This window comes from Streptococcus sanguinis SK355 (genome assembly GCF_000212855.1).
GTDB lineage: Bacteria > Bacillota > Bacilli > Lactobacillales > Streptococcaceae > Streptococcus > Streptococcus sanguinis_A.
The window spans coordinates 2,017,375-2,030,010 of record NZ_GL890993.1 but is presented as its reverse complement, the minus strand read 5'-3'; the positions used below and the strand labels follow the sequence as shown (position 1 = coordinate 2,030,010).

Genomic DNA, 12,636 nt, shown 5'->3' with positions numbered 1-12,636 from the left:
TGACTATGTTTATTTGGAAAAAGCTATAAAGAATGTTATTTTTCTAAGATACACACTGGAAAAATAAAAAAATTAACCGATGTTGTTGGAGTACTATTTGAACAATCATTTGTATTTTCAGATAGGAACAGGTATAAATAATAAATAGGGAGTAAATAGTATGGATACTGTCGATTTGATTATTGATTCGTCAATAAAATTTTTCAATGATTTAAATGCTGACGAACATGGTCGATATCGTTCGTGGGAGCACTGTTATTCACATTTTATAAATGCTCGAAAGAATAACAATGTAAATGTTGATTATTTAAGTTTACAACTTGCGTTTTATTTAGCAAGCTGGGGGATGTATCGAGGTTCATCGTTTTTACTGCAAAAGGATTATAGAGTTCATATACCAGTAGTGAAAGAATTGTTAAGAAAAAAATATAATCCTTTAGCTGGGATAGAATGTACAGATTTTAGAGAGGTATATAATCAAAAATTACTAGTGGAGATTAATGCATTTTTAAATGAATATTACGATAAGATTAGACGCGAAGTCAAAGGGATAGAACTGAAAAACAAATTATCAGATACGCTTATTACAAAAATTCTCATGGGTACACTTGGGTGTGTACCTGCGTATGATAGATACTTTATTGATGGTATAAAAAAGCAGAAGATTGCAACAGGAAATTATAATATTAAATCCATTTTGCAGCTTGTAGAATTCTATGAAAAATATAGTGAACAGCTAGAATCTGCCAGGAAAAAAATGAAGGTGGCAGATATGCTCTACCCGCAGATGAAAATACTTGATATGGGATTTTGGCAGGTAGGGTTTGACTTTGATAGAAATAAGTAACACTTGAATTGAATTTATTAAACAACAATAATCTTGAGACTTATCTGGTTGTTAGATTCAGCAAAAGTGGGCTAGATGACTTGATTTAGAAAAGTAAGGAATCTTTCTAAAAACTTAAATAACTAAAAGCCTTATCTCCAAGGCTTTTTAATATTCTCTGCTATACCTTTTATTCCCAAAATTAAACAATAGCTTGCAATCCTTTTTTTAAAATAGTATACTAGGGCTAGCCATGGAATCGTTTGCATAAATGTGAAGCGACTTTAAGAAAGAGAAATATTTAGGAGAAAAATATGGAATTAACAGCCATTTATCATAGACCGGAGTCGGAGTATGCCTATCTTTATAAAGAAGGTCAAGTGCATATCAGAATTAGGACTAAGAAAGAGGATATAGAGAAAATCTTTTTGCACTATGGGGATCCCTTTATCTTTCTTGAGGATTCTTATGAAGATGTGAAAGAGATGGTCAAAGTGACCTCTGATGACTTATTTGATTATTGGCAAGTAGCTGTCTCTGTGCGCTTTGCTCGGCTCCAGTATCTGTTTGAGCTTGAGGATAAAGAGGGGCAAAGCGTCTTGTATGGAGATAAAGGTTTCACTGACAATAGTCCAGAAAACCTTGCTTATGAGGGCAACAGATTTAAACTCCCTTATATTCACGAAATTGATGGCTGCCAGGTTCCTGAATGGGTTTCAAAAACGGTCTGGTATCAGATTTTTCCAGAACGATTTGCCAATGGAAATCCCGACCTTTCTCCTGAAGGAGCGTTAGCTTGGGATGCAGCTATCAGTCCTAAACCTACGGATTTCTTTGGTGGGGATTTACAAGGAATTATTGAACATCTGGATTACTTACAGGACTTAGGGATTACAGGGCTTTATCTCTGTCCCATCTTTGAATCTCCAAGTAATCATAAGTACAATACGACAGATTACTTTGAAATTGATCGACACTTTGGGGACAAGGAGACTTTCCGTAAACTGGTGGAGCAAGCTCATCTGCGTGGCATGAAGGTGATGCTGGATGCGGTTTTCAATCATATGGGCGATCAATCCGCTCAATGGCAGGATGTTCTCAAGCATGGTGAAAAGTCGGCATATAAAGACTGGTTCCACATTCAAGAGTTCCCAGTGATGAATGAGAAATTTATGAATCCAAAAGAACTGCCTTATCATACCTTTGCCTTTGCCAGCTACATGCCTAAGTTAAACACGGCAAATCCTGAGGTGAAAGACTATCTCTTAAGCGTTGCGACCTATTGGATTGAACATTTTGATATTGATGCTTGGAGATTGGACGTGGCCAATGAGGTTGATCATCAATTTTGGCGAGATTTTCGGAAGGCTGTTTTGGCCAAAAAGCCTGACCTTTATATTCTTGGAGAGGTTTGGCATACCTCTCAGCCTTGGTTAAATGGAGATGAGTTTCACGCGGTCATGAACTATCCTCTATCGGATAGTATCAAGGACTACTTTTTGAGCAGGCGCAAGAAGACCAGTCAATTCATAGCTGAGATTAACTGCCAGTCCATGTACTACAAGCAGCAGATTTCTGAGGTTATGTTTAATCTTTTGGATTCGCACGATACGGAGCGCATTTTGGCGACTGCTCAAGGTGATATCCAGCTTGTCAAATCCGCACTCGCCTTTCTCTTTTTACAAAGAGGAACTCCTTGTATCTATTATGGGACCGAGCTAGAATTGGGTGGAGCTATGGACCCGGATTGTAGACGGGTCATGCCTTGGGACCGGGTTTCAAGTAGCAATGATATGCTCAATTTTATGAAGAACTTGATTCAGCTTCGCAAAGATGTTGCGGGCATTATTCAGTATGGGGAATTTACCCTAGAAGAAATCAAGCCTAATGTGCTAGCATTAGAATGGCAACATGATAATCAAGCAATCAGAGCCATTTTTAATCAGTCGAATGAGAATTATCTTTTAGACAGAGATTCAGCTGATTTGGTCAGTCATTGCCAAACTGATGACCAGCAAGTGCTCATCTTACCAAAGGGATTTGTAGTTTATTGTGATGAGTCTTGCATTTGAGATGTGTTTAGTGAATATCTTAATCCCATGATGTATTCCAAATAAGATAAGAGAAGTCGGAAGATTATTCTATTTTTGTAATTACTGTAATTATCTGTTATAATATCCCTAAGGAGGAAGCAAGATGGCAGTAAAAACTAGAAAACAAGGGAATTCTATAACAATAACGATTCCAAGTGAATTTAATATTCCGAGTGGCGTGCATTACGATGCTAAATTGTTACCGAGTGGCGAAATTGTCTTTACTCCAGAAAAGACTGAAAATCAGGTTACTTTTATTTCTGACGAATCTTTTGAATTGGATTTAGATAATATTTTTGATGAATACGATGATATTTTTAAAGCTTTGGTGGAAAAATGACAGTCTATTTAACAGAAATTCAAATTGAAAAGATTAATACTTTAGTTATTCAGCGCTATTCTCCAAAAGAACAAATCAAGACGATTAGTCCATCAGCACTAAATATGATTGTGAATTTACCTGAACAATTTGTTTTTGGAAAACCTCTTTATCCATCAATCTTTGATAAGGCGACAATTTTATTTGTTCAATTGATAAAAAAGCATGTTTTTGCTAGTGCTAATAAACGAACGGCTTTTTATGTTTTAGTAAAATTTTTACGATTAAACGGTTATCGTTTTGCTGTTACGCTTGAAGAAGCGGTTGAAATGTGTGTAAGAATAGCGGTTGAATCACTGTCTGAGCAAAATTTAAAAAGCTACTCAAAATGGGTTTCTGAACATTCGTTTCGTAATGATAACGATTAAGCTTTAACTATGCAAGGAGTGTAATCTTATGCCTAGACCGAAAACTAAAGAAGATTTGCTGCTGGCTGCTAAGGAAAACTATGAGAAGTTACGTACGCTCATTTCTAAGATGTCTGATGAAGAGTTAAATACGCCCTTTGATTTTTCTCGGGATGAAAAGAAGAAAGAGGCTCATTGGAGACGGGATAAAAATGTAAGGGATGTTTTGGTTCACCTCTATGAATGGCATCAGCTCTTGTTGAATTGGGTGCATTCCAATCAAAAGGGGGAAGGGCAGCCCTTTCTTCCTGCTCCCTATAACTGGAGGACTTACGGTGAGCTGAATCAGGAATTTTGGAAGAAACATCAGAATACTTCTCTTGAAGAGGCAACTGGGATCTTTCATCAGTCGCATCAAGATGTTTTGGACTTGGCAGACATATTTACAAACGAAGAATTATTTTCAAAAAATGTCTATAAATGGGTCGGAGGGAGTGTACTAGGTTCCTATTTTGTAAGTGCTACCTCCAGCCATTATGACTGGGCCATGAAAAAATTGAAGGCTCATCAGAAAAATTGTAAAGCAAAATAGTCTGTAGAAGACAAGAATTAGAGAGAAATAAGAATGAAAAAATACAACAAAATAATCATGTCCTGCGCCTGCCTGGCTTTGGCTTTTGGGCTTGTGGCATGTGCTAGTTCCCAGAAAAATAAAGAAACAAGTCAAACTACATCGACTTATTCAAATCTAAACAGTAAAAAGAGTGTCGAAGAAGTTAAGAATTTGTTGGCGGCCGACTTGGATAAAGACAGTGTCAATAATTTTGTCAATCTAGTCAATGACTACAATGGACTTGTTGGCTCTACTGGATTAACAGGCGATTTCACTAAATTTACCAAAACAGAATATGATGTAGAAAAAATCAATCCTCTGTGGCAGGCAAAGAAGGGCGATTTTATCGGGACAAATTGTCGGATTAATACCTATACTTTGCTGAAAAATAGCATCGAAATTCCTCAAATTGAAAAAAATGATGAACTCTTGTTCATAGATAATGATTCGATTGACAAGGGCAAGCTCTTTGATGCCAAGGAGAAGGAAGATTTTAATATCCTATTTTCAAGAGTCAAGACTGAAGCGACTCAAGATGTAAAAGTCCACGCTAAGAAGATGGAGGAATACTTCAAGCAGTTCAAGTTTAGTGAAAAAGCAAGGATGCTTTCAGTCATTGTCCACGACAATCTTGACGGTGATTCTCTCTTTGTAGGTCATGTCGGCGTCTTGGTTCCAGATAAAGACGGATATTTATTTATCGAAAAGCTGACCTTTGAAGAGCCATACCAGGCAATCAAGTTTGCGACCAAGGAAGATGTCTACAAATACTTGCAGACAAAATATAAGGACTACACAGGGGAAGGACTGGCCAAGCCCTTTATCATGGACAATGATAAGTGGGTAGAGGGTAAATAGTGTGCTTCAGTTAGCATTAAGAAAATAGAACTGGGAGATTTAGCGTATGGAATTAAAAGATTTTACAGAAAAGGAACAGGAGCAGATTAATCAAGGGCTCAGCACTGCAGAAATTTCCGATAAGGAAGCTGCCAAAAAGATTCTGGCACTTGTGCCTAAAGAGTGGATTAAGAGAATTCCTTTCTTCGTGAGAGGGCATGCAACGACCAAGACGGTTGAGCGAGTTGCTAAGCAATATCCTGAGTTGTACGCTGTAGCCAAGCAGCAAGGCGAACTTCCTGACAAGGAAAGAGAAGAATTGCGCGTGATTATGACAAGCATTTTTGAAGAAAAGATGAATAAGCATAAGATTAAATGAGCCCTTGCTTTGAAAGAAGTAAGAGACTTAGGAAGTCACTGGAAGCAGTGGCTTTTTTCATTTGTTTATGGACATAACGAACTATTCACTAACGCTATCTTTGGATGATGGGTTCTAATTGGGCTTTGGGACTATTCTCCATGAGAATTATCGGTAAAAATGGTATAATGTTCCTATATTTTCTAGAGGAAAAGGCAGGCTATGAAATTACTTTATACAGATATTCGCCATTCTTTGACCAAGGTGTTGGTGGCGGAAGCTGAGAGCTTGGTGGCGGCTGGTAAGCGAGTCTTTTATATTGCGCCTAATTCGCTTTCTTTTGAGAAGGAGCGGGCGGTTTTGGAGTGTCTGGAAACTCAGGCTTCCTTTGCTATTACGGTAACGCGCTTTGCCCAGATGGCTCGGTATTTTGTGCTAAATGATGTTCGGCAAGGGCAGAGTTTGGACGATATTGGTCTAGGAATGCTGATTTATCGGACCTTGACAGAGTTAGATGATGGAGAGCTTAAGGTCTATGGTCGGATTAAGAAGGATCCCCAGTTTATCCAGCAACTGATGGATCTTCATCATGAACTGCAGACCGCCCAGATGTCCTTTGCGGATTTGGAATTTCTTGAGGAGCCTGAGAAGCGGGAGGATCTGGTCAAGATTTTTACAGCGTCGACTGCTGCTCTCAATAAGGGTGATTTTGATTCGTCTTCTCAGATTGCTGCTTTTACCCAGCATATTCTGGCTGGCGACACAGACGAGCAATTGGCAGATTTGGCCTTGGTCATCGATGGCTTTACTCGTTTCTCTGCCGAAGAGGAATATCTGGTCAGTCTCCTGCATCGAAAAGGTGTGGAGATTGTTATTGGGACCTATGCCAGTCAAAAATCCTATCGAGCAGCCTTTCGTGAGGGCAATCTCTATCAAGCTAGTGTGGATTTTTTGAGAAAGCTGGCCGAGGACTATCAGGTCAAGCCTGACTATATCCCTCATGCGGAAGCAGAAGATGCCTTTGGACGAATTTCTAAGGTCTTGGAGAGTCGTTATGACTTTTCAGAATCAACGGTTAGTCTTAGTGAGACAGACCGCTCGCAGCTTCAGATTTGGGCTACTATGAACCAGAAAGAAGAGTTGGAGTATGTGGCTAAGTCCATCCGACAGCGGGTTCATGATGGTGTGCGCTACAAGGATATTCGTCTGCTTTTGGGAGATGTGGAAGCCTACCAGCTTCAGCTCAAGACTATTTTTGACCAGTATCAGATTCCCTACTATCTAGGGCGGAGCGAGTCGATGGCACAGCATCCGCTGGTCCAGTTTGTCGAGTCCTTGGAGCGGCTCAAGCGCTATAACTTCCAACTGGAAGACCTGCTCAATCTCTTAAAGACAGGGTTATACGGAGATTTTACTCAGGAGGAGCTGGATCATTTTGAGCAATATCTGCGCTTTGCGGATATCAAGGGAGCAGCCAAGCTAGCCAAGGATTTCACGGCCAATAGCCAAGGGAAATTTGACCTAGACCGTCTCAATCATATTCGTCTTCGGGTTATGACTCCACTGCAAGACTTTTTCAAATCCCGTAGTCAGACGGCGTCTGGGCTCTTAGCTAAGTTTACGGAGTTCGTCCAAGCAGCCTGTTTGTCTGACAATTTGAAGGCTCTGCTGCAGGGAGAAAGTCAGCAGGAGCAGGAGCGTCATGAGGAAGTCTGGAAGGCTTTCAGCCATGTCTTAGAGCAGTTTGCTCAGGTTTTTGCAGATAGCAAGGTCAAACTGGATGATTTTCTAGCCTTGATTCTGTCAGGTATGCTTTTGTCCAATTATCGGACGGTGCCAGCGACAGTAGATGTGGTTAAGGTCCAGTCTTATGACCTGATAGAGCCTTTAGCAGCACCTTATGTCTATGCAATCGGACTGACCCAGGAGCGTTTTCCGAAAATAGCGCAAAACAAGAGTTTGCTCAGTGATGAAGATCGGGCTCGGCTCAATGACGCAACGGATTCTCAGGCCGAACTCCAGATTGCCAGTTCAGAAAATCTCAAGAAGAATCGCTATACAGCGCTTTCATTGATTAATTCTGCTACCAAAGAGCTGGTCTTGTCTGCACCAGCCTTGGTCAATGAAGTAGAGGACAGTATGTCGACCTATCTGCTGGAATTGACTGCAGCTCCCCTTTCCTTGCCCATCATTGTCAAAAAGCCTCAAGCTTCCAGTGATGATATCGGCAGCTACCGAGCTCTCTTATCTCAAATCATCGAGCTCCACCAAGAGGAGATTGATCGAGAGTGGACAACGGAGGAGCAGACTTTTTGGGCAGTGGCTGTGCGGGTTCTGCGCAAGAAATTGGTAGCAGAAGGCATCAGCATTCCGCAAATCAGCAAGGAACTGAAAACGGAGTCTCTGCAGCCAGAAACTCTGCAAGCCCTCTACCCTCAAGAACAGCCTCTCCGACTTTCAGCGTCTGCTCTAAACGAGTATTTCCAGCATCAGTATGCTTATTTTCTCAAGTATGTTCTGCGTCTGCAGGAAGAGTGGACCATTCATCCTGATGCTCGCAGTCATGGGATTTTCCTCCATCGAATCTTTGAAAAGGTCCTGCAGGATGATTCGTCTGACGATTTTGACCGGCGTTTAGCGCAGGCTATGGAAGAGACCAGCCGAGAGGCTGAGTTTGAGAGCATCTACAGTGAGTCAGGTCAGACCCGTTTTTCCCGCCAGCTCTTGCTGGATACGGCGCGGGCGACTGGCCGTGTGCTGGCTCATCCAACTGGGATTGAGACCATTGGTGAGGAGACTGGCTTTGGTTCTGCTTCTAAGCCTTTCCTGACCTTGGAAAATGGCAGAGCAGTGACCGTGAGCGGCAAGGTGGACCGGATTGATCGTCTGACCAAGACCGAGAGTCTGGGAGTGGTGGACTATAAGTCTGGCGATATTAAGTTCAGCTTTGAAAAGTTCTTTAATGGGCTCAATTCTCAGCTGCCGACCTATCTGGCAGCGATTGAGGAGTTAGCAGACTATCAAGAGGACAAGGGAATTTTTGGCGCCATGTATTTGCAGATGACCGATCCGATTGTGGTGCTTAAAGATACCAAGACCTTGGCGGATGCAGTCAATCAGTCTATGAAGCCATTGCAGTACAAGGGACTTTTTGTGGCAGATGCTGTCAAGGAACTTGGTCCGCTCTATGAAAAAAATAAGACCAACTTGCTGAGTCGGGAAGACTTGGACTTGCTGCTGGCCTACAATGCTTATCTCTACAAAAAAGCTGCGGAAGGCATTCTATCAGGCCATTTTGCGGTTAATCCTTATACAGAGAATGGGCGCAGCATTGCTCCTTATGTAGGGCAGTTTAAGGCCATTACTGGCTTTGAAGCCAATCTCCACCTAGGACAGGCACGTCAGCTGGAAAAGCTGGATACAAGCAAGTTTGATAGGCGGCCGACTGGTGAGAAGTTGCGCCAGGCCTGGCTAGAAAAGATGAGGGAGGAGATGGAAAAATGAAGAGAATTCCTTTTTTAACTGCAGAAGAGATTGCTCTTAAGCAAACCCAAGAAGCTGCTTCGGACAAGCCACAGAAAAAGACGGCAGAGCAGATTGAGGCCATCTACTCCTCTGGCCAGAATATTCTTGTCTCCGCATCGGCCGGCTCGGGTAAGACTTTTGTCATGGTCCAGCGGATTATAGACCAGATTCTTAGAGGTGTCGCTGTCAGCCAGCTCTTTATCTCGACCTTCACTGTTAAGGCGGCAGGCGAGCTAAAAGAGAGGCTGGAGAAGGAACTGGGGCAGGCCTTGAAGGAGGCCGAGAGTCCTGAACTCAAGCAACATTTGGCCCAGCAATTAGCTGACTTGCCAAATGCCGATATTGGCACCATGGACGCCTTTACCCAGAAAGTACTTAGTCGCTATGGTTACCTGCTTGGTTTGGCACCGAATTTTCGGATTCTCCAGTCTGCCAGTGAGCAGCTGATTCTGCAAAATGAAGTTTTCAGCCAAGTGTTTGATCGTTACTATGACAGCGAGCGTCAGGCTTTGTTTAGCCGTTTGGTAAAGAACTTTACTGGTAAGCGCAAGGATTTATCAGGCTTTCGGGAGCAAGTTTATCGGATTTACAGTTTTCTGCAGTCAACCAGCAGTCCTCAGCGCTGGCTAGAAGAAACCTTCCTCTATGGTTATGAGCACAGTGACTTTGCAGCAGAGAGAGAGCGGATATTCGGTCAAATCAAATCAGCCCTTTGGGAGCTGGAAGCTTTCTTTTCTGCTCATTTGGAGCATGAAGGAAGAGAATTTGCGGGTGCTAAATATCAGGAAAATGTTCAAGATGCTCTGAACCTTTTATCAGGCTTGAATGAACTGTCCTCGATAGAAGAAACAGCTCAGGTTCTCAAACAGATTGTGGCACTTTCCCAACTGTCCAATGGCCAGGCCTTTACAGCTCGGGTTGGCAAGAATGCAGACGAGCTTAAAAAAGAAATGGTCAAGGACTACAATGAAGCCAGAAAGCCTATGATTGAACGGCTGCGTAGCTTTGACCAGCAGCTTTATCAACTGGACTTTATCGAGCAGCATCAGGATGAATGCCTGCCTCTGGTTGAGCTTCTGCGGGGCTTTGTGGCGGACTTTGCACAGGCTTACTTGGAGCGAAAGAAAGCGGAAAATGCCTTTGAATTTGGTGACATCAGCCATTTTGCTATTGAGATTTTAGAGACATTCCCAGAGGTGCGTCGCTTTTATCAGGAACGCTACCACGAGGTCATGGTGGATGAGTATCAGGATACCAACCACACGCAGGAGCGCATGCTGGACTTGCTTGCCAGAGGGCAAAATCGCTTTATGGTGGGTGATATCAAGCAGTCTATCTACCGTTTCCGTCAAGCTGACCCGCAGATTTTCAGTGATAAGTTTAAGGCCTATCAAGAGGATAGCAGTCAGGGCAAGCTAATCGTCCTTAAGGAAAATTTCCGTAGTCATCTTGAGGTACTGGAAGCGACCAATGATGTTTTCAAACGCCTGATGGATGAAGAAGTTGGGGAAATTGACTACAATGAAACCCACTATTTGGTGGCGGGAAATCCAGCCAAACGTGAGCCTAATCCAGCTAACCGCGCTTCTTTCTTAATCTATGAAGGCTCTAAGGAGAGTCCGGAAGAGGAGGCTGATGAGGGCTTGCCACAGGCAGTATCAGCTGGGGAAGTGGACCTAGTCATCAAGGAAATCATCCGCCTGCACAATGAAGAAGGAGTGGCTTTTAAAGATATCACGCTGCTGACGGCATCCAGAACCCGCAATGATTTGATTTTAGCTGCCTTTGAGCAGCACCAGATTCCGCTGGTACCAGATGATGGCGCCGCAAACTATCTGCAATCGGTTGAGGTTTTAGTCATGCTAGACACCCTGCGTACTATCAATAATCCGCTGAATGACTATGCCCTGACCGCCCTTCTCAAGTCTCCTATGTTTGACTTTGGTGAGGACGAGCTGGCTCGGCTGTCCCTGCAGGCCAGTCAAGAACATTCTCAGGAAAATCTTTATGAAAAGCTGGTCAATGCTCTTGAAGGAAGAGGTTTGCATCCTGCTTTAGTCACTGAGAAACTGCAGAAAAAGCTGCAGCATTTCCATGAGACCCTGCAAAGCTGGCGGACCTATTCCAAGACACATTCGCTGTATGACTTGATTTGGAAGATCTACCAGGACCGTTTCTACTATGACATGGTGGGAACTCTGGCCAATGGTGCCCAGAGACAGGCTAATCTCTATGCCCTCTCTTTGCGGGCTAATGAGTATGAAAAGTCTAGCTTTAAAGGCCTGTCTCGTTTTATCGGGATGATAGACCGTATCTTGGAAAACCAGCATGATCTAGCTAGTGTGCCAGTGGCGGCGCCTAAGGACGCCGTTCGTCTCATGACCATTCATAAGAGTAAGGGGCTGGAGTTCAAGTACGTCTTTCTGCTCAATATGGACAAGGCCTTCAACCGTCAGGATAGTAGCTCTGCGATTATCCTTAGCCGGACCAAGGGAGTTGGTATCAAGTATGTAGCGGATGTATCGGTGTCTGTGGAAGCTCCCTATGCGCCGAATCAGCTACGCATTTCCATGGATACGCTGCCTTATCAGCAGAATCTTGCAGAACTGCAGTTGGCTAGTCTGTCTGAGCAGATGCGTTTGCTTTATGTGGCCATGACACGGGCTGAAACCAAGCTCTATCTGGTCGGAAAGGGCAGTCAAGAGGTTTTGGATGAGCGTCAATGGGGCAAGAGCCAACAAGGGCGTTTGTCTGCCAGTCTGCGCAGCCAGCTCAGTAATTTCCAAGACTGGCTCTATGCCATTCAGGCTGTTTTTTCTGATGAGAATCTTGCCTACGAGACCCGTTTTGTCACTGATGAGGAGCTAACTGCTGAAGAGATAGGGCGAATTAATGAGCCTGTGCTCTTTCCAGCGGATGATTTGGCAGATAATCGTCAGTCGGACAGCATCCGTCGGGCTCTGGATATTTTAGAAAGCGTGGACCAACTGAATAGCCAGTACCGCTCTGCCATTGAACTGCCTAGTGTGAGAACTCCAAGCCAGATTAAGAAGTTTTATGAGCCGATCATGGATACGGATGGTCTGGACATCATGGATGAGCGAGCAGCTTTTCGGCCGCAGCCTAGCTTTGAGTTGCCTGATTTTGGCAAGAAAGCCAAAGTGACTGGAGCGCAGGTCGGCAGTGCCGTTCATGAGCTCATGCAGCGAATTCCTTTGGATAGCCGTCCCAGCATGGCTGTACTTCGTTCTGCCTTAGCTCAGGTTCAGGCTGATGACGCAGTCAAAAAGCAGATTCAGCTGCCTAAGATTGCATCTTTCTTCGAGACAGATTTGGGACGCCTCTTGATTGAGAACAGTGACAGAGTGCGTCGAGAAGCACCGTTTGCCATGCTCAAGAGGGATGACGCTAGTGGTCAGGAATTTGTTTTGCGGGGGATTTTGGATGGTTACCTGCTCTTTGAGGATCGGATTATCCTCTTTGATTACAAGACGGATAAATATAAGGATTCATCTGAGTTGATTGCTCGCTACCATGGCCAGCTAGACTTATATGCTCAAGCTCTCAGCTGCTCTTATGGTATTTCTCAGATTGAAAAATATTTGATTTTGCTAGGCGGTGAGCAGCTGCAGGTGGTTAAGGTGGATTAATTAGTTTG

General features: G+C 43.3%; 9 protein-coding genes. All 9 read left to right on the top strand.

From position 1 onward, the window contains the following. Positions 1-160: 160 nt before the first annotated feature. The 9 genes from HMPREF9389_RS01660 to addA all read left to right on the top strand — a co-directional run bounded on the left by HMPREF9389_RS01660 (position 161) and on the right by addA (position 12,628). A complete protein-coding gene (locus HMPREF9389_RS01660) occupies positions 161-847 on the top strand; it encodes a hypothetical protein (RefSeq protein WP_002930896.1) in 687 nt (228 codons plus the stop codon). 293 nt (positions 848-1,140) lie between these two features. Next, positions 1,141-2,898, top strand: a complete 1,758-nt coding sequence (locus HMPREF9389_RS01665) for a glycoside hydrolase family 13 protein (protein ID WP_002930895.1) — start codon at positions 1,141-1,143, stop codon at positions 2,896-2,898. 124 nt (positions 2,899-3,022) lie between these two features. Further along, complete coding sequence (locus HMPREF9389_RS01670) at positions 3,023-3,259, top strand: AbrB family transcriptional regulator (protein WP_002930894.1); 237 nt, start codon at positions 3,023-3,025, stop codon at positions 3,257-3,259. Beyond that, positions 3,256-3,666 carry a type II toxin-antitoxin system death-on-curing family toxin gene (locus HMPREF9389_RS01675; protein ID WP_002930893.1) on the top strand — a complete coding sequence of 137 codons (411 nt, stop codon included), beginning with the start codon at positions 3,256-3,258 and terminating at the stop codon, positions 3,664-3,666. Before HMPREF9389_RS01670 ends, HMPREF9389_RS01675 begins: the two co-directional genes overlap by 4 nt. A 28-nt stretch (positions 3,667-3,694) precedes the next feature. Further along, positions 3,695-4,237, top strand: a complete 543-nt coding sequence (locus HMPREF9389_RS01680) for a ClbS/DfsB family four-helix bundle protein (RefSeq protein WP_002930892.1) — start codon at positions 3,695-3,697, stop codon at positions 4,235-4,237. A gap of 33 nt (positions 4,238-4,270) precedes the next feature. Further along, positions 4,271-5,116: a DUF4300 family protein gene (locus HMPREF9389_RS01685; protein ID WP_002930889.1), complete on the top strand. Its 846-nt coding sequence runs from the start codon at positions 4,271-4,273 to the stop codon at positions 5,114-5,116. A 46-nt stretch (positions 5,117-5,162) separates the two neighbouring features. Then, entirely contained in the window at positions 5,163-5,474 is a 312-nt protein-coding gene (locus tag HMPREF9389_RS01690; protein ID WP_002912776.1) for a hypothetical protein, read from the top strand. Between the two features lie 201 nt (positions 5,475-5,675). Continuing rightward, entirely contained in the window at positions 5,676-8,957 is a 3,282-nt protein-coding gene (gene rexB, locus HMPREF9389_RS01695; protein ID WP_002930888.1) for an ATP-dependent nuclease subunit B, read from the top strand. Then, on the top strand, positions 8,954-12,628 hold the full coding sequence (addA, locus tag HMPREF9389_RS01700) for a helicase-exonuclease AddAB subunit AddA (RefSeq protein ID WP_002930887.1): 3,675 nt from the start codon (positions 8,954-8,956) through the stop codon (positions 12,626-12,628). The genes rexB and addA overlap by 4 nt, the downstream gene beginning before the upstream one ends. Positions 12,629-12,636: the final 8 nt, after the last annotated feature.

What these genes read in the sequence shown, in the direction of transcription:
- HMPREF9389_RS01685 (WP_002930889.1), top strand. Translation starts at nt 4,271, where the DNA reads ATGAAAAAATACAACAAAATAATCATGTCCTGCGCCTGCCTGGCTTTG.
- HMPREF9389_RS01665 (WP_002930895.1), top strand. Translation starts at nt 1,141, where the DNA reads ATGGAATTAACAGCCATTTATCATAGACCGGAGTCGGAGTATGCCTAT.
- HMPREF9389_RS01670 (WP_002930894.1), top strand. Translation starts at nt 3,023, where the DNA reads ATGGCAGTAAAAACTAGAAAACAAGGGAATTCTATAACAATAACGATT.
- HMPREF9389_RS01660 (WP_002930896.1), top strand. Translation starts at nt 161, where the DNA reads ATGGATACTGTCGATTTGATTATTGATTCGTCAATAAAATTTTTCAAT.
- rexB (WP_002930888.1), top strand. Translation starts at nt 5,676, where the DNA reads ATGAAATTACTTTATACAGATATTCGCCATTCTTTGACCAAGGTGTTG.
- HMPREF9389_RS01675 (WP_002930893.1), top strand. Translation starts at nt 3,256, where the DNA reads ATGACAGTCTATTTAACAGAAATTCAAATTGAAAAGATTAATACTTTA.
- HMPREF9389_RS01680 (WP_002930892.1), top strand. Translation starts at nt 3,695, where the DNA reads ATGCCTAGACCGAAAACTAAAGAAGATTTGCTGCTGGCTGCTAAGGAA.
- addA (WP_002930887.1), top strand. Translation starts at nt 8,954, where the DNA reads ATGAAGAGAATTCCTTTTTTAACTGCAGAAGAGATTGCTCTTAAGCAA.
- HMPREF9389_RS01690 (WP_002912776.1), top strand. Translation starts at nt 5,163, where the DNA reads ATGGAATTAAAAGATTTTACAGAAAAGGAACAGGAGCAGATTAATCAA.